The sequence below is a fragment of the Desulfitobacterium elongatum genome (genome assembly GCF_055378975.1).
Genome location: NZ_AP038772.1, coordinates 4,288,950 through 4,310,628 on the forward strand (window position 1 = coordinate 4,288,950; position 21,679 = coordinate 4,310,628).

The 21,679-nt window shown below is 40.6% G+C and carries 24 protein-coding genes and 1 pseudogene; 8 read left to right on the top strand and 17 right to left on the bottom strand.

What is annotated here, in order from left to right; all coding sequences use genetic code 11:
• Nucleotides 1–3: 3 nt before the first annotated feature.
• From ACZ42W_RS20220 to ACZ42W_RS20230, 3 genes are all read right to left on the bottom strand, one after another.
• Nucleotides 4–1,641 (bottom strand): ABC transporter permease, encoded by a 1,638-nt coding sequence (locus ACZ42W_RS20220; protein ID WP_464171117.1) that lies wholly within the window; start codon nt 1,639–1,641, stop codon nt 4–6.
• Nucleotides 1,642–1,725: 84 nt separating this feature from the next.
• The gene (locus ACZ42W_RS20225) at nt 1,726–2,811 is read right to left on the bottom strand and encodes a Fe(3+) ABC transporter substrate-binding protein (protein ID WP_464167058.1); all 1,086 of its coding nucleotides are present in this window, start codon (nt 2,809–2,811) and stop codon (nt 1,726–1,728) included.
• Between the two features lie 368 nt (nt 2,812–3,179).
• Nucleotides 3,180–3,560, bottom strand: a complete 381-nt coding sequence (locus ACZ42W_RS20230) for a nitrite reductase (RefSeq protein ID WP_464167059.1) — start codon at nt 3,558–3,560, stop codon at nt 3,180–3,182.
• Between the two features lie 183 nt (nt 3,561–3,743).
• Between ACZ42W_RS20230 and ACZ42W_RS20235 the strand changes: the two genes are divergently transcribed.
• On the top strand, nt 3,744–3,881 hold the full coding sequence (locus ACZ42W_RS20235) for a hypothetical protein (RefSeq protein ID WP_464167060.1): 138 nt from the start codon (nt 3,744–3,746) through the stop codon (nt 3,879–3,881).
• A 117-nt stretch (nt 3,882–3,998) separates the two neighbouring features.
• Here the strand turns inward: ACZ42W_RS20235 and arsB are convergent, their stop codons facing one another.
• The 6 genes from arsB to ACZ42W_RS20265 form a co-directional block, all read right to left on the bottom strand.
• On the bottom strand, nt 3,999–5,069 hold the full coding sequence (gene arsB, locus ACZ42W_RS20240) for an ACR3 family arsenite efflux transporter (RefSeq protein ID WP_464167061.1): 1,071 nt from the start codon (nt 5,067–5,069) through the stop codon (nt 3,999–4,001).
• Between the two features lie 118 nt (nt 5,070–5,187).
• Nucleotides 5,188–5,499 carry an ArsR/SmtB family transcription factor gene (locus ACZ42W_RS20245; RefSeq protein WP_464167062.1) on the bottom strand — a complete coding sequence of 104 codons (312 nt, stop codon included), beginning with the start codon at nt 5,497–5,499 and terminating at the stop codon, nt 5,188–5,190.
• 95 nt (nt 5,500–5,594) lie between these two features.
• Nucleotides 5,595–6,134, bottom strand: coding sequence for a GNAT family N-acetyltransferase (locus ACZ42W_RS20250; RefSeq protein ID WP_464167063.1), 540 nt, complete (start codon nt 6,132–6,134; stop codon nt 5,595–5,597).
• A 49-nt stretch (nt 6,135–6,183) separates the two neighbouring features.
• Entirely contained in the window at nt 6,184–6,546 is a 363-nt protein-coding gene (locus ACZ42W_RS20255; RefSeq protein ID WP_464167064.1) for a TfoX/Sxy family protein, read from the bottom strand.
• 2 nt (nt 6,547–6,548) lie between these two features.
• Entirely contained in the window at nt 6,549–6,842 is a 294-nt protein-coding gene (locus ACZ42W_RS20260; RefSeq protein WP_464167065.1) for an AAC(3) family N-acetyltransferase, read from the bottom strand.
• 23 nt (nt 6,843–6,865) lie between these two features.
• Nucleotides 6,866–7,369, bottom strand: coding sequence for an AAC(3) family N-acetyltransferase (locus tag ACZ42W_RS20265; RefSeq protein ID WP_464167066.1), 504 nt, complete (start codon nt 7,367–7,369; stop codon nt 6,866–6,868).
• 670 nt (nt 7,370–8,039) lie between these two features.
• On the opposite strand from ACZ42W_RS20265, the gene ACZ42W_RS20270 reads away from it, so the two are divergent.
• The 3 genes from ACZ42W_RS20270 to ACZ42W_RS20280 are packed head-to-tail and all read left to right on the top strand — an operon-like array spanning nt 8,040 to nt 10,297.
• Nucleotides 8,040–8,861, top strand: coding sequence for a transporter substrate-binding domain-containing protein (locus tag ACZ42W_RS20270; RefSeq protein WP_464167067.1), 822 nt, complete (start codon nt 8,040–8,042; stop codon nt 8,859–8,861).
• Nucleotides 8,862–8,891: 30 nt separating this feature from the next.
• A complete protein-coding gene (locus ACZ42W_RS20275; RefSeq protein ID WP_464167068.1) occupies nt 8,892–9,536 on the top strand; it encodes an amino acid ABC transporter permease in 645 nt (214 codons plus the stop codon).
• Between the two features lie 17 nt (nt 9,537–9,553).
• Nucleotides 9,554–10,297 carry an amino acid ABC transporter ATP-binding protein gene (locus tag ACZ42W_RS20280; protein ID WP_464167069.1) on the top strand — a complete coding sequence of 248 codons (744 nt, stop codon included), beginning with the start codon at nt 9,554–9,556 and terminating at the stop codon, nt 10,295–10,297.
• 641 nt (nt 10,298–10,938) lie between these two features.
• On the opposite strand, the gene ACZ42W_RS20285 is transcribed toward ACZ42W_RS20280, so the two are convergent.
• Together ACZ42W_RS20285 and ACZ42W_RS20290 are read right to left on the bottom strand one after the other, a co-directional pair.
• Nucleotides 10,939–11,313 (bottom strand): nitrite reductase, encoded by a 375-nt coding sequence (locus tag ACZ42W_RS20285; RefSeq protein WP_464167070.1) that lies wholly within the window; start codon nt 11,311–11,313, stop codon nt 10,939–10,941.
• Nucleotides 11,314–11,393: 80 nt separating this feature from the next.
• Complete coding sequence (locus ACZ42W_RS20290) at nt 11,394–12,557, bottom strand: iron-containing alcohol dehydrogenase (RefSeq protein ID WP_464167071.1); 1,164 nt, start codon at nt 12,555–12,557, stop codon at nt 11,394–11,396.
• Nucleotides 12,558–12,824: 267 nt separating this feature from the next.
• Here ACZ42W_RS20290 and ACZ42W_RS20295 point away from each other — a divergent pair, with 267 nt between their 5' ends.
• Nucleotides 12,825–13,205, top strand: a complete 381-nt coding sequence (locus ACZ42W_RS20295) for a winged helix-turn-helix transcriptional regulator (protein ID WP_464167072.1) — start codon at nt 12,825–12,827, stop codon at nt 13,203–13,205.
• Between the two features lie 200 nt (nt 13,206–13,405).
• Complete coding sequence (locus ACZ42W_RS20300) at nt 13,406–14,035, top strand: FMN-dependent NADH-azoreductase (RefSeq protein ID WP_464167073.1); 630 nt, start codon at nt 13,406–13,408, stop codon at nt 14,033–14,035.
• 301 nt (nt 14,036–14,336) lie between these two features.
• Here the strand turns inward: ACZ42W_RS20300 and ACZ42W_RS20305 are convergent.
• Nucleotides 14,337–15,416, bottom strand: a pseudogene (locus tag ACZ42W_RS20305) (IS256 family transposase); the annotation flags it as partial.
• A 150-nt stretch (nt 15,417–15,566) separates the two neighbouring features.
• On the opposite strand from ACZ42W_RS20305, the gene istA reads away from it, so the two are divergent.
• Complete coding sequence (gene istA / locus ACZ42W_RS20310; RefSeq protein WP_464167074.1) at nt 15,567–17,111, top strand: IS21 family transposase; 1,545 nt, start codon at nt 15,567–15,569, stop codon at nt 17,109–17,111.
• A gap of 12 nt (nt 17,112–17,123) precedes the next feature.
• On the top strand, nt 17,124–17,882 hold the full coding sequence (gene istB, locus ACZ42W_RS20315) for an IS21-like element helper ATPase IstB (RefSeq protein ID WP_464167075.1): 759 nt from the start codon (nt 17,124–17,126) through the stop codon (nt 17,880–17,882).
• A gap of 462 nt (nt 17,883–18,344) precedes the next feature.
• Here istB and ACZ42W_RS20320 read toward each other — a convergent pair whose 3' ends face one another.
• The 5 genes from ACZ42W_RS20320 to ACZ42W_RS20340 are packed head-to-tail and all read right to left on the bottom strand — an operon-like array spanning nt 18,345 to nt 21,240.
• Nucleotides 18,345–19,100, bottom strand: a complete 756-nt coding sequence (locus tag ACZ42W_RS20320; protein WP_464167076.1) for a LytR/AlgR family response regulator transcription factor — start codon at nt 19,098–19,100, stop codon at nt 18,345–18,347.
• Nucleotides 19,101–19,108: 8 nt separating this feature from the next.
• On the bottom strand, nt 19,109–19,234 hold the full coding sequence (locus ACZ42W_RS20325) for a cyclic lactone autoinducer peptide (protein WP_464167077.1): 126 nt from the start codon (nt 19,232–19,234) through the stop codon (nt 19,109–19,111).
• Nucleotides 19,235–19,258: 24 nt separating this feature from the next.
• The gene (locus tag ACZ42W_RS20330; RefSeq protein ID WP_464167078.1) at nt 19,259–19,897 is read right to left on the bottom strand and encodes an accessory gene regulator ArgB-like protein; all 639 of its coding nucleotides are present in this window, start codon (nt 19,895–19,897) and stop codon (nt 19,259–19,261) included.
• Nucleotides 19,884–20,756, bottom strand: coding sequence for a sensor histidine kinase (locus tag ACZ42W_RS20335; protein WP_464167079.1), 873 nt, complete (start codon nt 20,754–20,756; stop codon nt 19,884–19,886). The genes ACZ42W_RS20330 and ACZ42W_RS20335 overlap by 14 nt, the downstream gene beginning before the upstream one ends.
• Before the next feature lies 1 nt (nt 20,757).
• Nucleotides 20,758–21,240, bottom strand: coding sequence for a hypothetical protein (locus tag ACZ42W_RS20340; RefSeq protein ID WP_464171119.1), 483 nt, complete (start codon nt 21,238–21,240; stop codon nt 20,758–20,760).
• Between the last annotated feature and the right edge of the window lie 439 nt (nt 21,241–21,679).

Genomic DNA, 21,679 nt, shown 5'->3' on the forward strand with positions numbered 1-21,679 from the left:
GATTCACTCCTTATCTCCAAGTTTATTCAGTAGATACACTGACCCAATGCTGACTAGAATGATCAACAAAGCAGGAATTGCGGCCTCATGGATCATCTCATCCGTGGCATACTCATAGGTTTTCGTGGCAAGGGTATTAAAATTATAGGGCCTTAAGATGAGGGTTAACGGAAGCTCCTTGACGATATCCACGAAGGTTAACGCCAAAGCACTGACCACTGCCGGTTTTATCATAGGTAAGTCAACCCTAAGGAACGTCTGAGTTACCCCATTTCCGAGTAGACGAGAGGCTTCAAAAAACTTCTTCCCTACTTTGTCAAACCCTGCTTCAATGGTTTGATAGCCTACGGCTAAAAAGCGAATCGAATAAGCAAAAATCAACATAACGATACTGGAACTAAGGACTAAAGTAATCGTGTCAGGGTTCAAAGCTTTATAGAACCCTTCTAACTTGCGATCAAAGTCTACAAAGAAAAGAATAACTCCCATCGAAAGAACGGCTCCTGGGATAGAATAGCCAATCAAAGAAACTTTCGGAAAAAGCTTTGCCACCCAGGTTTCTTGAACTCGCGAGAAATTTGCGATAATCACTGAAATCACTAGGATAATCAAGGCTCCAATCAGTGCAACTCCAATCGAATTCACAAGCAACTTAAGAAATGCTCCATTTAAAACTTTTTTATACGTTAAACTACTCCAAGCGAGAAGTTGAAGGACCGGAATTATAAACCCTAAGCCAAGAACCATAAAACCCATAAAGGAGACCAAAAATCCCTTTATTCCTCGAAGTGGTATTCGTACGATTGGCCTTAACTTTGTAGTGGTGAAACCGTATTTTCTCCTTCCTCTTAACCCTTTTTCAAAGAGAATTACACTAATCACGATGGTCATCAAAACACCCGAAAGTTTTACCGCGGTGTCGATATCCCCCATAGAAAACCACGCCTTAAAAATTGCGGTACTAAACGTCTGAACTCCAAAAAAGGAGACGACGCCGTAATCATTGAGCACCTCAAAAATTACGAGGGTCATACCACCTAAGATGGCTCCTCTCGAAATAGGCAGAACCACCTGAACAAAGATTTCAAAGGAGTTCTTGCCTAAGAGCCTAGCATTCTCAATGAGGGATGCGGATTGATTGGCTAAAAATGCTCGGGTTACAGTATAAACATATGGAAAGAGGAAGACTGTAAAAATAAAAACAGCTCCCTGAATGTTCATGATATCAAACCACTTCGGATTGACTTGAACTCCTAAGACGTTTCTTAAAAGTTTTTGGACAACTCCAGTATAATTTAACATTCCATTATATGTGTAAGCCGCAATATAGGGCGGAATGGTCAACGGTAAAATAAAAGCCCAGCTAAGCATCTTTCTTCCTGGAAAATCATAAGCAGAAATCAGCCATGCCAGTCCGCTTCCGAGTAATACGGTTAATACCCCAGTGAATCCAACAATCACCAAGGTATTGGTAATATAATCTTGTAACAAATATGTTTTTATGTGATACCAATTTTCATTCGGTTGAGTAAACAAGTTAGAAAATAAATCAACATTGGGTAAGATAATCAGCACCGCAAAGAAGGCGCTGAGCGCTCCCCATAGATTGAAATTCTGCTTGATGTTTCGCCCTCCTCTTATATTCACAACCCCATCAATCCTCTCAGGTATCTCTATATTGACTGAAGGCAGCCGCTTTGGACTGCCTTCATTGATTCTAACGAATTATTTCCAACCCACTTGATTAAGGATTTCCACTGCTTTTTTGTTATTCTCGCCTAACTTTGTCAGGTTAATATCCTGCCGCTTAAAGGTTCCCCAAGACTTCAAGAGTTCTGAAGGCTCAACTGCAGGGTTGGCCGGGTATTCGAAGTTTGCTTCGGCAAATAGCTTCTGAGCTTTTTCGCTAGAAAGGAATTCGATAAGTTTAATTGCATTTTCCTTATTCTTTGAAGATGCAGTTACCCCGGCTCCACTGACATTGATGTGTGTCCCAGTCGTATTTTGGTTCGGGAAGAAAACTCCGAGTTGCTTAGCAACTTTGACTTCTTCAGGATCGGAAGAGTTGAGGAGGAGTCCATAATAGTACGTGTTCATAATGGCGACATCACCTTCACCTGCAACCACTGCCTTTGCTTGATCACGGTCTGCCCCTTTGGGAGTACGGGCCGTATTATCAACAATTCCTTTAGCCCAAGCTTTCGCACTTTCTTCACCATTCACCGCAATAAATGAAGCAAGTAAAGATTGATTATAGATACTGTCTGAACCACGAACGAGTATCTTCTTATTCCATTTGGGATCAGTTAAATCTTCATACGTTGATAACTGAGAAGGATTCACCCGATCCTTCGCATAAACGAGGACCCGAGCCCGAACCGTTAAACCATACCATTGATTGTCTTTATCTTTTAGATTCTCAGGAACGTTCTTTGACAAAGTCTCTGACTGAACTGATTGTAATAACCCTTGTTCTTTGGCCCGATGAAGCCTTCCGACATCAGCCGTGACAAGAAGATCGGCTTGAGAATCCTTCCCTTCCCGTGCAAGGCGCTCAATTAATTCATCCGATTTACCTTCGATAACATTGACCTTAATCCCGGTTTCCTTTGAAAACTGCTCTAAGAGCTGTTTATCTGCCTCATAATGACGATCAGAATAAATATTTACTACTTGACTTGTATTTCCACTTTGCTGCGAACCTGATCCCGTTTGTGCCGAAGTGGTTGATGAATTCCCTGAACAACCAGTAAGTACTGCTCCAGCTAAAGTAAGTATAGCCAGCATTCCTGCGATACTTCGTTTTTTCATGTTGTGTACTCCTCCTCATTTTAAACATGCTCTTTATTTTGATTTTCATCTTGCGTACGTTCAAGATATTGAAAACCATTATCATTTATGAGTATACTTGTTTTTCTTCCCCTGTCAATACTTAGTTATTTTTTAAACTAACAATCTCTTAAATATCATAAGTTATGCCAGGTACAAACTAAGCATTTGTTCTGGTGACTTTATGATGTTAATTCTACTCTGATAACCATTATCATCAAAACACCTAAACTACATCCTCTCATAAATACTGGCAGAATGCAGTTTCTTTTTATTACAAACCTCTGTTATACTTCTCGCTTCTGTTACACTTCTCGCTATTGAAATTAATCTGGAATAATTGAAAGAATTCAGCGGTCCTTTTCCGTGACAAATTCCTTACCATAGACCAAAACTCCTAATCCCGTGAGAACTACATTTACAACACAATGTTTGTCATGGACAATACTTGGACAATTGTCACAAATGTTTTGAACCGCCTCAAACGCATCATGAAGATCCATTTGATTATAGCGTTCTGGGATAACCGGTAGGGTTTTGAATAACTCAAGAATATCCTTCGGAATTTCCCTAGATATCTTCTCACCACTTTCTGCGGATCGACTCAATATCTCTTTTGTAATATATAATTGACAAAGTGAGGTACAATGACATCCTGGAGCACATGCCTTGTTCATTTTGGAAAAAGCTTTAAAAGCATTTAACTTTGAAAATCCGATTGGTGTTTCCATATTTAATTCGCCCTCTCAATTAAGATTCCATTGTTTAGACGAAGTTTGAATCGTTTAGATAGTCGTTTAAACTATATTTTTTTTTTGCACTTTCTCCTAAAAAAAATAGATTAGGGCACTATCCAATACTTCTCTGGTACGTCTTAATAACGTAATCATTAACTAACAAGGGGAGGTTTTTGTATGTTCGACGCAGAGAAGAAGGAAAAGGCAATTGATACCCTCGCTGGGATGTGTCATCACTGTGGGGATAATCACTCTGACGAATGCCCACTTTCTAAAGCTATTGTCACCGTTAAACTAATCCCAACTCAAGAATAAATTAAGCCAAGTAATGGGAGTCAAACTAAAGGAATACCCTAACAAAAAGAAGAGACCTATGAGCACGATGATCGTGTTCCATAGGTCTCTTTTAGTCGTCCGTCCGAACAGCAAGGCTTAAGCCGTTTTTTGCCCTAAATTAAAGTACTTTGTACCGAGTCTTAGCGCTACGCTCACCAACGCAATCATGACCGGGACTTCAATCAAGGGGCCAACAACTGCCGCAAACGCTTGCCCAGAATCAATTCCAAACACTGCCACAGCGACCGCAATAGCGAGTTCAAAATTATTACTTGCAGCGGTGAAAGACAAGGTCACCGTCTGCTGATAGGGAATCTTCATTCTATAGCTCATATAAAATGAGACGAAGAACATCACAAGGAAATAGATTACAAGAGGAATCGCAATTCGAACGACATCCATGGGATGAGCAATAATATATTGCCCTTTAAGAGAAAACATAATAACGATCGTAAAAAGGAGAGCAATTAAAGCGAGCGGACTAATCTTAGGGACAAACTTTTTCTCATACCACTCTTTTCCCTTACGAGGTAACAAAAACATGCGGGTAAGCATTCCCGCCAAGAAGGGAATCCCTAAATAAATCAAGACGCTCTTTGCAACTTCCCACATACTAATGTGTACTTCCATCCCCTGGGATAACCCCAACCACTGAGGCAGAACTGTAATAAAGAAATACGCAAATACTGAATAGAAGACAACTTGAAAAACAGAGTTCAGCGCAACGATAGCGGCAGCATGCTCAGAATCTCCCTTCGCTAAACTGTTCCAAAGAATCACCATCGCAATACATCGGGCTAAACCAATCAAAATGAGTCCTGCCATATATTCCGGATAATTGTGGAGAAAGATCACGGCAAGAATGAACATAATGATAGGCCCAACAATCCAGTTCTGAACGATAGACAGGGTCATTACTTTCTTATTTCTGATAACCAGACCCATCTCTTCGTATTTGACTTTGGCCAACGGTGGATACATCATGATGATCAGTCCGATAGCAATCGGAATTGAAGTGGTCCCTATCGACAGAGAATTTAACCACCCTGAAACTCCTGGAAAGACATATCCGATTCCTACTCCAATCGCCATAGCTAGAAATATCCATAAGGTCAGATAGCGGTCAAGCGTCGATAGTTTTCGACTGACTGGTAAATTAACACTCATAATAATTTCACCTTTTTCCCTTCCTGAGAAAACTTTTTGATATATATTTATATCATAAAACTTCCATTTTTCTTAATGCATCAACTTTATTTGATATATAGTATTAAAAAAATTGGATTTAGAGCTTAAACTCCACCTCCAGCTGTTTAATAAACTCTCTTAAAGCTGTTTGATTCAGGGTATAATACTTCCACTTACCTCTTACTTCTTCGAAAACAAGACCCGCCTCTGTTAATTCTTTCATATGATAGGAAACTCTCGATTGAATAAGCCCCATTGCTGACATAATGTCACAGTTACACACTCCTTCATCTAGGGAGTCATAACAATCTGGGTGCTTGCTTCGATCCGCATTGACTAGCATTAACATAATGTTATAACGTATAGGGTCGCTTAGGGCTTTCGAAATTCTTATAGTGTCAATCATCATGAGTTTATAATATCAAATTATTTTGATATACACAAATCTAATTTCCAACATCTTATGTCAACTATCCGTTCCTCTCCCCAATTAACTCCCCTGCCTCATAGCCATTCCCGAGCAAGCACTCCATATATGACATGGTCTACAAAATGATCATATAACCATTCTGCTTCTCTGACCATCCCTTCCTTAGCAAAACCTAACCGTTCGGGAATTGCCCTACTACTGAGATTCTTCTCAGCACATCTTATTTCAACTCTATTTAGACCTAACTCCTTAGAAGCATAATCAATCAATACTTTACAGGATTTTGTCATTATTCCTTTCCCTTGATACCGTTCACCGAGCCAATATCCAATGCTCGCCGATCGATTAGCCCAATTTATCTCATTAAATCCGATGACTCCTGCAATATTCCCATCGTGCCAAATTCCAGTCTGAAACCCTTTATTGGAAGCAAATTGTGTTCTTGTCATCTCGATAAATGATTTTGTATCTTCTGTACTCCTTGTCCCATCAAGCCAAGGAAGCCATTCCTTTAGATATGAACGACATGAATCCGTCAACTCGAATAGTTGATTAGCATGTCTAGTTTCTAATAATTTAAGTACTACCTCATCATCAACCACACACTTAAACATTCTCATCCTTCTCTCTTATTTCTCTCACGGTGTTTAAACATTTTTTCTATCATTCTGCACCTTTTCTGCCTTTCCGAACCTTAGAAGGCTTACTGTTGGAAACCAAAAGAGCCTTCCGAGCCCAATCCACTAGCCGCTTTTTGTCTTCTATTACTTCAACAGGTACTTCGTAATAGGGCATTGCCATGGGTTTAGTCATAAATCCTGGTCGGAATGGTTCCATTCCAGCTTGTTCATAATCGGACCTATTAGAGTCGTCCACCTTAAAATACAGTACGTCATCTGCAAGTAACCCGAAAATCAAACCGCCATGGTATATACTGACACCACCAAACATCTTTTTAATCGTTATAAAACCTAACAGTCCAAGTTGATCGATTACGTAATCTTTAAAACTCTCGCTTACTGACATCCTTATTCCTCCCCTAGTACGACAGGGCGGGTAATCCAATTTAGAGCAAAATCGACTGCCCGTCTTTGATTAAATAGCATACTTTGTGCAGAACCAACTCGCCCATTTGCTACCTGTCCTGTATTTACGAGATCCATCCCAATTTGTTCGAAAAGCTCTGTCAAAAATTCAATATCCTTATATGTCTTCCAAACACGTTGACCCTTATGTATGATTGGGGCCCCTGCCTCACAGACGACTCTTTTATTCGATCGATTTTCTGCCAGATGAAATGATGTATTATTGTTAAAACCCACCCCAAGTAATAATACATAACCATCTAAATATCATATAAGTTACTTAAAGGTGAATGTTCACCCATTGGAAAATCTAACGGTTGATCATCGATGATTTGATTAGCGCATCTTCCCCATGCGGCAAATGAATGTGCAGGATGTATGCTGCGAATCGTACCTGGCCACTTCCTAAACACTTCTGGTATTATGCCCATTCCCCTTGAAGGGGTAATCTGAGGTTCAAAAGCAGGCATTGTCTCCCTGATCATAGTGCACCAGGCTTCTGGAACAGGGGGATTACCCCAAAGTGCAGGATCCGAATACTCACCTGAATGTGTAGTCATTACTATTGTTCCTGATGAAGTGATTACATCAGTTAAAGCCTGAATTACGGTAACCGCACCGCCATTTACCCAGCCTAAAGAACTCAATGAAGAATGAACGATAAGAGTCATACCTTGTTCTAAGCCAAGTCTGCGCAAATCCTTCGCAATACTTTGTCGTGTCCGAGGACTGTCTGTATTTTCGATAACGTTTGCTTCACTCATCCTATTTCAAATCCTTTCCGACCTAGCCCTATAGAGAGAATTCCAAAGCCCGTTTGTCATCACCCCACGCCTCCCTATGTAAACAAAATCAGAGGCGTACTCTATCTGTGTAAAGAAGTCACCATCCTACGCGCAGTCTCTGGTATGGTTCCACCTGGAAAATCGGGCCACGAACCAAATCTTAACTCAATTCATACGATGATTGCCTACGCATTAGAATAGAAATGTCGCCACTTTTAATCACAATTCAACATAATCCAATATATTCCTCCTTCTGAATATAAAGAATAAGGCTGAAAGCACAAATGCTTCCAGCCTTATTCTTTAATGTTTACGATAAATAAAGTTGTACACTTTAAACTTAGCATCTTCATGCCTGCGTTTTCTGTTATATAAACATTCTATGTACTAAAAGCGGTATCACCAAAATTTGCAATTGCTTCAGTTGGTTCAAGGACTCCGTTCTAGCCGTGGCCCAGAGCTAGCAGATTCTAATGAGATTAGAAATGATGCCAAAAACTAAAGTGAGTAACGCTCGAATGGGCTTGTTAAGTAAATGCTAACTGCTCTTGTTAAAAAAATCTTGTAAATTATGAACGAAGATTATATAATAACAAATAACCATGTAAGTTGATAGGAATAACTGTATTTAAGAAGGAGAGATTAGAATATGAAGAAAGTCTTGACACTGATTACCCTGGTTACACTGATGACTGTATTGTTGGTAGGTTGCGGAGGCGTCGCCAATAAACCCGCAGAACAGACCAAAGACGCGACCTTGCTTGATAAAGTTAAAGCATCCAAGAAAATGGTCGTTGGACTGATGGGTACTTATCCTCCCTATAACTTCATGAATGACAAGAATGAGGTTGATGGTTTTGATGCCGATATTGCCAAAGAAGTTGCCAAGCGTCTAGGTGTTACTGCAGAGTTCGTTCCGACGGAATGGTCCGGCATGATTGCTGGTCTGGACAAAGGCAAGTTTGACATTGTTATCAGTCAGATGACCATTACTGATGAACGCAAGAAGACTATGGACTTTTCTCAGCCTTATATTAAAAATGCTGTTAACATCATTGTTAAAGCGGATAACACCACCATTAATTCACTTAATGACTTAAAAGGTAAAAAAGTCGGAGTTGGACTAGGAACCAATGACGAAAGCTATCTGAGAGATGTGGCAATCCCTAAGGTAGGCAACTTCGAAATACTTACCTACAACGACGTTATTACTTCTCTGCTTGATATTAACACAGGCCGTACTGACGCAACTATTAACAACATCTTTGCCATCAAACCTCAGATTGATAAAAATAATCTGAAAGTGAAAGTTGTTGGGGAACCCATCAAAGAAGACTTAGCCGGTATGGCAATCCGTAAAGGAAATCCCGAATTCTTACAGGCAGTTGATAAAGCATTAGCTGATATGAAAACTGATGGGACTTACAAGGGAATCTTTAAGAAATGGTTTGGAGTTGAGCCTACTATCTAACCTCCAAATCCGTGGAAGGATAAAAAGCTAATGGATCTAGTATTGCAAGACTTTCCTCTGTTATTAAAAGGGGCATATTACACGCTCTTAATTACCGCGGTGTCTATGGCCTTTGGACTAATAATTGGCCTGTTGGTCGCCCTGGCTCGCATTACCGGGAACAAAGCATTGAGTGCATTCGCCAGGGTCTATGTCTCTTTGATCAGAGGGACACCTCTACTAGTACAAATATTTATTATTTATTATGGCTTACCAGATATAGGTATTACTTTTGGTCCGCTTACTGCGGCGTACATTTCTCTCAGTATCAATATCGGTGCTTTCCTGTCCGAAACCTTCAGGGGGGCAATTATTTCCATACCCAAAGGACAGATGGAGGCAGCCTTGTCTCTAGGAATGAGCTACAGCCAGGCTATGCGCCGGATTATTCTGCCGCAGGCCGCGAGGGTTGCCATTCCTCCGATGGGAAACACCTTTATCGGCATTCTCAAGGAAACCTCTCTCGTTTCTGTGATAACCGTCACTGAGTTACTCCGGGCTTCCCAGTTGCTCATGTCCAAGCACCTTGTGGTAATGCCTTTTTATATTGCTATCGCCATTATGTACTGGGTAATGAGCACCGGGTTCTCCATGCTTCTGGGTAAAGCTGAAGACAAATTATCGAAAGCCTATTGATTTGAGGAAGTGGTCGAATGATTAAGGTAATAAACCTTACCAAAAATTTTGCTGAGCTAGATGTATTAAAAGGAGTAAGCCTGCAAATCAAGCCCAAAGAAGTTGCCGTGATTATAGGTCCAAGCGGTTCAGGCAAGACCACCTTACTGCGCTGCTTAAACGGTTTGGAGCAACCCACCGCCGGTTCTATTGAGATTGATGGTATCTTGGTTGATGTCCGTATGTCAGAAAAAGAGAAAAACAAGCGAATTCGAGAAATTCGCCAGCATACTGGGATGGTTTTTCAAAACTTTAATCTGTTCCCCCACAAGACTGTTTTGCAAAATATCATCGAAGGTCCTGTATCAGTTAAAAAAATGTCCGTGGATGCCGCGACAAAACTAGGAGAAAAACTTCTCATCAAGGTTGGTTTAGCCAGTAAGCGGGACGAATATCCTTCCCGCTTATCCGGTGGGCAACAGCAGCGGGTAGCCATTGCCCGTTCTCTAGCTATGGAACCTAAAATAATGTTATTTGACGAACCAACCTCTGCCTTAGACCCTGAACTAGTTGGGGAAGTTCTAAATGTTATGAAGGAATTAGCCAAAGATGGGATGACCATGGTGGTGGTTTCCCACGAGATGGGCTTTGCCAAAGAAGTAGCGGACCGGGTGATTTTCATGAGTGACGGGCAAATCGTTGAACAAGGTTTGCCAGAAGAAATCTTTGTAAATCCCAAGGCTGAAAGAACCCGTAAGTTCTTAAACCAACTCCTGATATAAGCAAAGGGGGTGTTGCAAAACGAACAGAATAGTTCGTGAGCAACACCCCCTTCATAATTCCTACCTACCGATATAGCAGCAGATGTGTCACCAGACACAACCAGTCATAGCAATCTATAATTGGCCCCTTACTAGCACCCTGGAGATTTATCAAATAGTCTTTGGTAGTTTTAGCACGATGAGTATTGGGAAAATTATCGCTAAAGACAGTGTCAACTGCGCTCGTTCTACCGTCGGGGAAGTCCTAAAAAGCTGTAGGGAAGCTGATTTACCTTTGAAAAGGCTCAGTCTATGACTCCCAAAGAAATTACAGCGTTGCTGTATCCGGCAGAGCTAAAAAGTATACTAAGCAGGAGCCGGACTACGAGTACATTTACAACGAGATCAAGACCCATCCTAAGTTAAACCTGCAATTCCTCTGGACCGAATACAAACAGAAAAACCCTAACGGCTTGGGATACAGCCAATTCTGTGAGCGATTTAACCGATGGTAGAATCAAACCGGAAAACGCGTGACCATGCATCAGGAAAGGGAACCGGGAAAATCTCTGTATATCTGGGTGACACCAAGGGAATCACCATCCGGGCTACATCAACCACCATCGAAATCCTGAACAGCAACCGAGAGAGAATTGGGTAGTTCACATTTCACGATCCTTCTCCGTGATAAAATCTTTGCCATACACCAATATACCTAAACCGGTAAGAACTACATTTACAACACAATATTTAGTATGTACAATACTGGGGCAATCATCACAGATGTTCTGCACAGCTTCGAAAGCATCATGCAGTTCCAACTGCTTATATCGTTCCGGCAAGACAGGAATACTCCTGAACATCTCTAAAATATCCCTGGGTATAGATTGAGATGTTTTTTGGCCGGTTTCTGCTGATTGACTAAGAATCTCTTTCGCTATAAACAACTGGCAAACCGGCGAACATTGACATCCCGCAACACAAGCCCTGTCCATTTTACGAAAAGCTTGAAATGCACTCATTTTAGTAAAATTCATTATTCATTCACCCCACCGTATCGATTACGCAAAGGCCGTAGCTCCTTAACGCTACAGCCTTTGTTTAACTCTAGAAAAATTTACAGGGCGTTTTTAAAGATTTGAATGATATCGTCAAGAGTGGCTTTGCGGGGATTGGTTAACATACAAGCATCTTTCATAGCATTTTCGGCCATGACTTTTAGGTCTTGCTCTTTTACATTTAATTCTTTAAGCCCTCTCGGAATCCCTACATCATTAGACAACTTCTCAATGGCTAGAAGAGCCTTCTCAGCGGCATCACGTACAGATAAACCATCTACATTTTCACCCATAGTGATCGCAATATCCTTAAATCGCTCTGCATTAGCAATTAAGTTGAAACGCTCAACATGTGGAAGAAGGATTGCATTGCAGACACCGTGAGGTAGGTTATAGAAGCCGCCCAATTGGTGGGCCATGGCGTGAACATAACCAAGGCTAGCATTATTAAAGGCCATACCCGCCAAAAACTCTGCATAAGCCATTTGCTCGCGGGCTTCAAAGTCATCCCCATTGGCAACAGCACGACGAAGGTATTTAGAGATTAATTTCATCGCCATTAAAGCTGCCGAATCTGTTACAGGTGTAGCCTCAGTAGATACATAAGCTTCAACCGCATGAGTTAGCGCATCCATACCTGTTGCTGCAGTCAGTGACGGAGGCATTTTCATCATAAGCAACGGATCGTTAATTGCAACTGCCGGCGTACAACGCCAGTCAACAATTGCCATTTTGACATGGGTATCCGTATTCGTAATAATACAGAAACGGGTCATTTCGCTGGCTGTACCTGCTGTTGTATTCACAGCAATCATGGGAACCATAGCTTTGGTCGATTTATTAACCCCTTCATAATCGCGAATATGCCCACCATTACCAGCAACAATTCCGATTCCCTTCGCACAGTCGTGGCTTGAACCTCCACCGAGAGAAATAATCATATCACAGTTTTCTTTGTGAAAAACCTCCAGGCCGGCATGGACATTTTTATCTGTAGGGTTAGGTTCAGCCCCTGGATATATAACAGCTTGAACTCCAGATGCTTTCAAGTAATCTGCAATTTGGTCTGCCATACCTGATTTGCTCAGGAAAGCATCCGTTACAATTAAAGCCTTTGTCGCCCCAAGGGATTTTGCTTGTGCGCCGATTTCATTCGCAGAGCCTGCTCCCATTAAATTTACGTTTGGCATGAAATAACCATAGACATGATGAACTGTAGCCATAATAATTACCTCCTCAAATTCTTAATCTTTAAAATGTTTTTATATCTACCCCTCAACACGGATAATACTCCTTGTCTATTTTTTTGTGAAGTAGGCACTTTTTTGTATCATAGTGTCTCTGAGGATACTATAAAGAGATAAATATTATTTAGTAAGGTAATTACTAATTTTAGCAAGATCTTAAAATGTGGTATAATCGATTAAGTACATTAGTTATTTTTAAGACTTTAGTTATTAAAAAGATACTACAAGGAAGAAGGGCAGCAAATGAGTATGTCAACTGAAAGTTATGCTCGTCATGAGCAATGCCATATGAAAGACCAATGTCAAAAGTTTGAAAAATGTCCCATGGTTTCAGTCCAAAATCTCCTTTCGGGAAAGTGGAAAATATTAATCTTATGGTATTTGAGCTACAACACCCTAAGATTTAGTGACATTAAAAAACATTTACCCAATGTTACTCAAAAAATGCTTACCCAACAATTAAGGGATTTGGAAGAGCATAAACTGATTTACAGAAAAGTCTATCCCGTTGTTCCACCCAAAGTAGAATATGGTTTAACGGACATTGGCAAGAAAATACTTCCGATCCTTGAACTCATGCACGGCTTCGGAGCTGAGTATTTGAATTTGGGTCTTGATCAGTAACTCTCAAAAAGAGCTTGATACCTTCATCAGAGAAGGCATCAAGCTCTTTTGCACCTTTGATATACTCAATAATCATTTCTCATTTTTACATGGTATCTTTTTAGGTACTAGATCACATAAAAGTGCGTACTTCACAGATTTATATTTGTGTCCTATATTACAAGAGTACCTAAGAAAAATATTCAAAGGAGTTGTTATTTATGGCACAAGTATTATTTATTACTGCAAATCCCAAAGCCACTGAAAATTCAACAAGTCTCAGCCTCGGCGAAAAATTTCTTCAGGCTTACAAAGAAGCACGTCCCGAAGATGAAATTGTTGTGATCGATCTCTACAAAAACGAAATTCCAGAATTGGACTATGAATTAATGGATGTCATAGGAAAGCTAAGATCGGGATCTTCCGTTGGAAGTCTGTCTGAACAGACTCAACAAAGGTTTTTGCGTTATAATCAGCTCACCGATCAGTTTGTAAATGCTGATAAGTATGTCTTCGTAACTCCTATGTGGAACCTGGGGATGCCTTCGCGGGTAAAAGCTTATATCGATACGTTCTGTGTCGCCGGTAAAGCTTTTAGATACACTGAAAAAGGTCCCCAAGGCTTGCTCCAAAACAAAAAATGCTTACACATCCACGCATCCGGTGGTTTCCATTCCAAAGATCCAATGAATCATGCTGACCCATACCTTAGAGATATCATGCATTTTATTGGAGTTGAAGACTACAGAAGCCTTGTCGTCGAAGGGCATGCCGCATTACCTGATAAAGCCGAATCTATAATTAAAGAAGTGTATGATCAAATCCCTGCTACCATTGAATGGTTTGTATAAAAATGTAACTTTGTTAATAAATAAGGATAGTGTCAAGAAATGTTCGCAAAAACCATCAGAACCCCTTAAGGTTGAATATTTTATATAAAAGCGTAAGTTTGGAAGAGTGTCAAGGGTGATACGAGGGATACCGGAGGCCGTTAGGCCGAGGATATGCTCGGCATCATCCCATTGACACGTACACCCTACCAAAACGCTATAAGACGGCAAAGTCTCTTTCACCTCAAAGAGTAACCCCGGATCAAAGAGAGTTTGCTTGGCTAGCGCCGAGCGTCGGCTTTTCTAAATTATTGATTAAGGCTTACGCAGCTTTTGAACGTTCCTGCTCAGTCGACGTAATGATTTTTGGATTGATATAGGATCGGCCACTGCACCAGTCCTCGCTATACTCAATAAGGTAACTGGTTACTAGTCGAATATAGGAATCCATACTTGGGAATATCCCTACCACCCGGGTTCTTCTTCGAACTTCTCGGTTGAGTCTTTCCAGTAGATTGGTTGACGCGATTTTCCGGGAATCAATCTCTGCAAAACTGAAAAACTGCAGTGAGTCTTCCAACCCTTCTTCCAACGTTTTAATGGCTTCGGGATATTTGGACTCAAACTCATCCATCAGAGAATTAGCGTATTTCTTTGCACTATCATAGTCTGGTTGAAGCCAGATTTGCTTTAGTTTATTAGCAAAAGCTTGCTTATCACGACCGGATATATGAGCGAGGATGTTCCGCATAAAATGCACTTTGCATCGTTGCCAGGAACACCCGACAAAGGACTCTTGAACGGCTTTAACTAACCCTTTATGAGCATCTGAGACAACCAGCCAAACCTTCTCTAGTCCTCGTGACTTTAACTTTTCGAAGAGACTAGTGTAGGTTGCCGTGGACTCTTCTTGCATGGGCTCAACGGCCAGAATATCTCGTTTGCCTTCTAGGTTAATGCCCGTTACAATCAGCACCGCCATATTTTTGACCCTTCGATCATCTCGGATCTTCTCATAGAGAGCATCCACCCAAAGTACGGGATAGACTTTATCGAGACTTCGGTTACGAAAGGCTTCAACCTGTTCATTCAGTTCTTTAGCGATGCTTGATACCTGACTTCGTGACATGGAGTCGATACCTAAAGACTTGGTGAGTTTCTCTATTTTACGGGTGGATACACCATTGACATAGGCTTCTTGAATCACATTCATCAAGGCCAATTCAGAACGTTTCTTAGTTTCCACAAAGAAAGGGATATAGCCCCCATTTCGCAGTTTTGGTACCATTAAATACAGAGTCCCCATTCTGGTATCGAAACGGCGAACGCGATAGCCTGATCGATACCCTTGACGTTCAGTAGAACGTTCTGATTTTTCAGCACCCAGCTTTGCTGAGTATTCTTGCGCCATTCGTCCAGCAATCCTGTGACATCCGGCCAAAGTTCTTGTCACATGCGGCCACTTCTCTTGAACTATCCGGCCAATAAAATTGGTACCTCAGAAAAATGAACTCCTGTACAATATAGTCACTATGTGTACGGGAGGAAGAAGATGAGGTGCGAAGAACCAGTGAAAATCATAGAAATCTTGAGACTCACAGAGCAGGGTTATTCTCAACGAGATATTGCTCAAAGTGTAAAATGCGGCAAATCCACAGTAGGAGAAATTCAGAAACGCTGCCGGAATTGTAAACTTCAATACGATGTCGCAGCAAAAATGACCAATGATGAAATTAAGAGGTTGCTTTATCCAAACAGTTTAAGTCATCCCATAAAAGGAGATCCGGATTGGTCCAGTATCCACGAGCGTTTGCAAACCAATAAGCGACTTAACTTGCAATATCTATGGGAAGAATACAAAGCAGAAAATACCCATGGTCTAAGCTATAGCCGCTTTTGTCATCGTTATCTTGACTGGAAAAACGAGACCGGCAAAAACGTAATTATGGTTCAGAATCGTGAACCCGGTAAAGAACTATTTGTAGACTGGATGGGTGATACCCTAAGTTGTGTCGTCGACACTTCCACTGGAGAAATACTCAAAGCTCATTTCTTTGTGGCAACCCTGGGAGACAGTTCCTACCCCTATGTAGAAGCCTTTCCCGATGAAAAATTAGATAAATGGCTGCTTGCCCATGTAAATGCCCTGAGATATTTAGGCGGTGTTCCACGAGTCATTGTACCGGACAATTGCAAAACGGCCACGACAAAACCCAGTTACTATGATCCGGCCATCAATCGATCCTACTGGGAATTTGCAAAGCACTACGAAGTGGCCATATTACCGGCAAGAGTCCGTGAGCCTCAAGATAAGGCAGCTGTAGAAAGTAGTGTGGGTTGGCTGGAAACCTGGCTATTAGAATGGCTGCGCGGTAAACGGTTCTTTAGTTTTGAATCCCTTAATACCGAAATACAGTACCGTGTGAAAGAGTTGGTTAAACGACCTTTTCAAAAACGCAAGGGTAGTCGAGAAAGTGTTTTTGAAGCACTGGATAAACCTGCTCTTCGCCCCTTACCTTACACCCAGTTTGAGTATGCCGATTACATCGTGCGTAGAACACCGTCAAATTACCATGTCGAGTACGATGGTTTTCATTATTCGGTGCCCCATTGCTTAAGCAAACAAATGGTAACCCTTAGAGCCACTGCAACAACCATAGAAATCCTTAACGAGAATAGAGAGCGTGTGGCTCTCCATCAAAGGCGTCAAACGGGATCAAGATATGTAACGCATCTTAACCATATGCCACCCCATCACCGTCACCAATATGATACCAACCATTTTGATGGTGCCAAATACCGCATGTGGGCCAGGAACATCGGTGAGCAAACGTATGCCACAATTGATCATCTGTTGTCTTCACAAATTGCCGAAGAACAGGCATATCGCTCTTGTATGGGAATATTACAATGCTCAAAGAAATACGGCAACGAACGGCTGGAAGCTGCTTGCGTTAAAGCCATCGCTATGAAATCTTGCTCTTATACCACCATAACCACCATCCTTAAGAATGGTCAGGATAAAGTTTTCACCTCCTCGATGGGCAAGCCCACCCCTCTCCATGAAAATTTACGCGGTTCTAAAGCCTATGTTTAGGAGGTGGATGAGATGATTAACCAAACCCTCGATAAGCTGAACCGAATGAAACTACGAGCAATGGAGCAGGAATACCGAAGGCAGGTAGAGCTACCTGCAAATGCAGTCCTTCCCTTTGATGAGAGACTGGCTATGGTTGTCGATGCTGAATGGCTAGCTAGGACTAATAACCGATTACAGAGATTACTGCGGGAAGCCAATCTGCGAGAACCCTCTGCAAATCTTGAAAACATTAACTTTGACTCGAAAAGGAATCTGGATAAAGCAACCTTACTCCGGCTTGCTGATTGTGTCTGGATTAAAGAGGGCAGAAATCTCATCGTCACTGGAGCAACCGGAACGGGCAAAACTTACCTCATCAGTGCCTTTGGCAATGCTGCCTGCAGAAAAAGCCTAAAGGTTCGCTCTTACAGGGTAAACAGACTCTTAACTGATTTGGCAATTGGTAGAGGGGACGGTTCCTACAACCGGATACTTAATGACTTAAAAAAACCAGATTTACTCATCTTGGATGACTTTGGGATGGCCTCCCTTGATCCAGGTGCCTGCCGGGATCTCCTTGAAGTCGTTGATGATCGTCACGGTAAAAAATCCATTGCGATATCTTCTCAACTACCCGTGGCAAAGTGGCATAGCGTCTTTGAAGATGCAACCATTGCAGACGCAATATTGGATAGGTTGATTAACAATTCCCATCGAGTAGAGCTAAAAGGACCCAGTTTAAGACCTCATAATCCACAGAATGAAGGAGGTGATGGTACAACTAAATAATCTATGATACACTCCATGCAGAGGTACCGGCCTTTGGCCGGATAAAATAAGAATGATGGCCGGATACCGTAGGAACGGTGTCCGGATGTTTTGGCAATGAATGGCCGGATAACATAAGAACACCGGTCTGAATTAACGAGAATAACCACCTTTCTTCATTGTATTGAGCTGATTTAAAACGACTTACATAGAATAACATTCTTTGATAAGGGAGCATTTCCTTGCTATCTTGCTTAAACTCACACTCTGAGTGTTCAAAGTTTCGGTTTATCATACTAAATTTACTGATTCAAAAAGGGGCTGTGGCTAAAACTTGAACTCAAGTTGTCCGCAGCCCCACTCTATAAGTGATTTTTCTATAAAACAGATTAGTCCGTACCACTTTGTGACTTGGTACGGACTATTATTATATGTAGTATTCTCCTCTAGCAACTTAGTCGCTACAGTTTTCACACAGCCCCTTCATAATATATTTAATTTATGTTGTAGTTCTTTATATCTATCATCCGTGATGTAGGCTACTTCTTTCATGCCACCAAAGACCACAAGATAATCATTACGCGACCAGGGCTGAATCTCGACTACCTTATCTAAATTGACCAGATAGCTTCGATGCGTTCTCATTAAATTTCCTATCCCAATCCTTTTCTCTAAAGTTTCCAGGGACTCGTTGGTCATTATCTTACCGCCGTCTGTATGAATAACAGTTTTTCGTTTCTCCCGATTTATATAGATAATTTTATTCGTATCAATTAATGTTAGATTCCGATCAATCCTTACAGCAATCTTGTGTTTGATGCCTACAGATTCAGAGATTATTTTTCCGCCGCTTAATGCGCTATTTTGTCTTCTTTCTACAAGCCCCTGTATTTTAGTAATAGTCTGAATAAGCCGTTCTATTTTATAAGGTTTTAAGAGATAATCGAAAGCATAGACCTCAAATGCTTCGGACATATAATCGGGGTGTCCAGTGGCATAAATCAGAAACACATCAGGAATTATGTCCAGAATCTCTTTAGAAGCTTCAATCCCATCCTTCCCAGGTAGCTCTACATCCATAATTATTACATTAGGCTCAAGCTCATTAGCAAGGCTTACAGCCTCTGTCCCACTTTCTGCTTCCCCCACCACTTGGACATTCTGAATACCAATAAGCGCCCTTTTTAATATCAGGCGCATATTGGCATCATCTTCAACAACCAGAACTTTTAAATCCATAATATCTTCTATTTCTGTAGAGCTTTGGGTACTTTTGGTTGGTAAAGGGTGACTAGGCTAGTAGGAATAACAGCTGAGAATGCAACTAAGGATACTGCTGAAGCTACGAACGAAAGTAAGGCTTTTTTAATCATGATTTTCTCCCCTTTTTTAATTTTTTATTTTATTTTATCCGGCAGAGTATCAACAAACCTCATTACTTTGAACCCTGCCGGGGTAACGCTAAAACTTTGAAACATATGTGCAATGAGAGTTCCCAGAATAATAAAACCAGTTTTTTCAAAAGGAAACCCCAGCAAAAGGTAACTTGTTACTATAAACCATAATAAAACCCAACCAAGTGATAATTTCCTCTGTCTTTTCTTTTCTTCTAACGAAAGGGGTTTGTTCGCCGTCTCTGCTGGAGCCCATTTGATCGCAACCCATAAGGTCCATATAAAAGTTACAATCACAATTGTGAAAAGCAAAGAGATTGGAAGCTTAAAATAGATGAATAATATCTGAGCCATTTTCCCCATCGCTAAAAATAGGATAAGGCTATGGATGAAACAACGCTCGTAGGTTTCTGAATGATAACCCCCTGAAAAAAGACGATAGATTCCCACCGTTAAGAAACTAACTAGGACATTAGGGGTTAGTTTAAGTAAATATGCCAAAGTAAATAGTGTAATAATCTTAACGCTTTCCCCTATGATCACTTCAAAACCATATCGCAAAATGTCGGTTCTATCTTCATCTAAATTGAGCTGTCTTTCAAAGTAGCCTGCCAAAGCGTAGGAAAGTCTAGGAATGCTCATGTCTATTCTCCTTTTTAGAAGGGATAGAAACTTCAAAGGTGGTTAGTCCATCTTCACTTCTGATCTGGATTTCACCGTCGTATTTATCTAATACTTGTTTAATGTTAAATAATCCAAGCCCCTCGCCTCCTTGCCTTGTGGTAAAGCCAGGAATAAACAGTTTGTCTCTATGTAGTGGATCAATTAGCGGTCCGTTATCTGACACAGTCAATATAAAAAAATTACCGCTACGATAGGCTTTTAGTTCTACCATGGAATTTTCATCGGGTACAGTAATTAGTTTCTGAACTGCATTGTCCAGTAGATTTCCCAACACAGCGTTTAGTTCTGAGGTCTTTAATGGCAATTGTTTAAGAGTAGTCCTTATTGTGATTAAAAATTTAATGCCATGCCGTTCCATCTCTCCACTTTTAACATAAAGTAAGGCATTCAATCCAAGATTGTCAGATCTTATAATTTCATTAATAACAGAAATATCAGTCAGGCTTTCCTCTATATAGTTTTTTGCTTCTTCATAGGCATTTACGGAGAGAAACCCATATACGGTCTGAAGGTGGTGATTGAAGTCATGCCGCTGCCCCCGCATAGTCTGTAATAGTTCTTTTATATGTTCAAGGTTTTCAAGTCTTACCTTGTTTTCTATCTCCTCTTCCATGTTTTTAAAGGTACTGTTAATAACTGTGATGGAAATAAAAGTGAGCAAGATTAGAATGATATTAATGGGCAATAAAAAATTAACTATTGTTCCGGATTTAAAAACTTTTGCTGGAAAATTAAAGCTTAGATTCAGTAATGCCAAAATAAGTAGTTGGAACATCAATATGGCGATAAGTGGAAACGCCCTTCTAACTATGTCCATCTTACTTGCTCCTAGTCAACCTGTAATTTGTTATATTGAATAGTTTGAATCGTGAAAAGTAAACAAAGAGTATTAAGAAAAGCATAGCTGAAGCTTGAGGTATGAAAAACAGCACTCTTAAAAACGTGCTATCTAAGATTGCTTCTAAAGGAATACCCGTTAAATGAAGTAGAAGCGGAATAAACGTAGCATCCAAGACAGTATAAATTGTGGCACTGATGAGAATGCATATTAACGAATGCAAAAAAGGTAAACGCAGTATCAATTGTAGCGGTATCGCAAACAGTAAAATTTGGATCAAAGTATGAATTCCAAACGGCAGTGGTAATAGCCGCACTAAGAAGGAGATAAAAGCCTGAATAACTGCAATTAAAAATATTTGCCCAAAACGTTGCCGAATTTCAAATCCAAATAAGAGCAAGCCAAATACGGTAATCAGTAATTCTTCTGGTATGGACAAGAGCAATATAACCCCTAATGACATATTATCCACTGTTCAGACCTCCAGTATAATTTCGTGATAGAGCGAGCTTCCTCCTACTTGTTATGTACGAACTATCGTATTACTCTCCTAAATTCTCTTATTCCCAGTCTTAAATTAACAATAACAATTATTAGTAATTACACCAATGATACAAATTTCCTCCTTTTTTGGAAGAATAAAATATAAATTGCTTGCGGTCTTTTTAAAAATACCCGCCAATATTACCAATCTTTCCTCAGGTAAAACTATAATGCAAAATAAGACCAGAAAGCTCTTTCTAAAAAGATAGAGTTAACTGGTCGGTATTGGTTTTAATTTTTTCTATTAAAATTCGGACGGCCAAAGTAGCACCGTCAATATGATGAGACTGCACGTACGATCTGAGCAATGATAAAGCCTTCCCTGGGTTAGATCTATGTAACGTTTATTAATGCTTAAA

Bases quoted from the DNA above. Each gene is read 5' to 3' on its own strand.
- ACZ42W_RS20280 (WP_464167069.1), top strand. From the start codon at position 9,554: ATGATTAAGGTAATAAACCTTACCAAAAATTTTGCTGAGCTAGATGTA.
- ACZ42W_RS20230 (WP_464167059.1), bottom strand. From the start codon at position 3,560: ATGGAAACACCAATCGGATTTTCAAAGTTAAATGCTTTTAAAGCTTTT.
- arsB (WP_464167061.1), bottom strand. From the start codon at position 5,069: ATGAGTGTTAATTTACCAGTCAGTCGAAAACTATCGACGCTTGACCGC.
- ACZ42W_RS20330 (WP_464167078.1), bottom strand. From the start codon at position 19,897: ATGAGCATTCCTAGACTTTCCTACGCTTTGGCAGGCTACTTTGAAAGA.
- ACZ42W_RS20295 (WP_464167072.1), top strand. From the start codon at position 12,825: ATGAGTATGTCAACTGAAAGTTATGCTCGTCATGAGCAATGCCATATG.
- istA (WP_464167074.1), top strand. From the start codon at position 15,567: ATGAGGTGCGAAGAACCAGTGAAAATCATAGAAATCTTGAGACTCACA.
- ACZ42W_RS20275 (WP_464167068.1), top strand. From the start codon at position 8,892: ATGGATCTAGTATTGCAAGACTTTCCTCTGTTATTAAAAGGGGCATAT.
- ACZ42W_RS20340 (WP_464171119.1), bottom strand. From the start codon at position 21,240: ATGTCATTAGGGGTTATATTGCTCTTGTCCATACCAGAAGAATTACTG.
- istB (WP_464167075.1), top strand. From the start codon at position 17,124: ATGATTAACCAAACCCTCGATAAGCTGAACCGAATGAAACTACGAGCA.
- ACZ42W_RS20325 (WP_464167077.1), bottom strand. From the start codon at position 19,234: ATGATTAAAAAAGCCTTACTTTCGTTCGTAGCTTCAGCAGTATCCTTA.
- ACZ42W_RS20290 (WP_464167071.1), bottom strand. From the start codon at position 12,557: ATGGCTACAGTTCATCATGTCTATGGTTATTTCATGCCAAACGTAAAT.
- ACZ42W_RS20270 (WP_464167067.1), top strand. From the start codon at position 8,040: ATGAAGAAAGTCTTGACACTGATTACCCTGGTTACACTGATGACTGTA.
- ACZ42W_RS20225 (WP_464167058.1), bottom strand. From the start codon at position 2,811: ATGAAAAAACGAAGTATCGCAGGAATGCTGGCTATACTTACTTTAGCT.
- ACZ42W_RS20235 (WP_464167060.1), top strand. From the start codon at position 3,744: ATGTTCGACGCAGAGAAGAAGGAAAAGGCAATTGATACCCTCGCTGGG.
- ACZ42W_RS20250 (WP_464167063.1), bottom strand. From the start codon at position 6,134: ATGTTTAAGTGTGTGGTTGATGATGAGGTAGTACTTAAATTATTAGAA.
- ACZ42W_RS20255 (WP_464167064.1), bottom strand. From the start codon at position 6,546: ATGTCAGTAAGCGAGAGTTTTAAAGATTACGTAATCGATCAACTTGGA.
- ACZ42W_RS20300 (WP_464167073.1), top strand. From the start codon at position 13,406: ATGGCACAAGTATTATTTATTACTGCAAATCCCAAAGCCACTGAAAAT.
- ACZ42W_RS20265 (WP_464167066.1), bottom strand. From the start codon at position 7,369: ATGAGTGAAGCAAACGTTATCGAAAATACAGACAGTCCTCGGACACGA.
- ACZ42W_RS20245 (WP_464167062.1), bottom strand. From the start codon at position 5,499: ATGATGATTGACACTATAAGAATTTCGAAAGCCCTAAGCGACCCTATA.
- ACZ42W_RS20285 (WP_464167070.1), bottom strand. From the start codon at position 11,313: ATGAATTTTACTAAAATGAGTGCATTTCAAGCTTTTCGTAAAATGGAC.
- ACZ42W_RS20335 (WP_464167079.1), bottom strand. From the start codon at position 20,756: ATGGACATAGTTAGAAGGGCGTTTCCACTTATCGCCATATTGATGTTC.
- ACZ42W_RS20320 (WP_464167076.1), bottom strand. From the start codon at position 19,100: ATGGATTTAAAAGTTCTGGTTGTTGAAGATGATGCCAATATGCGCCTG.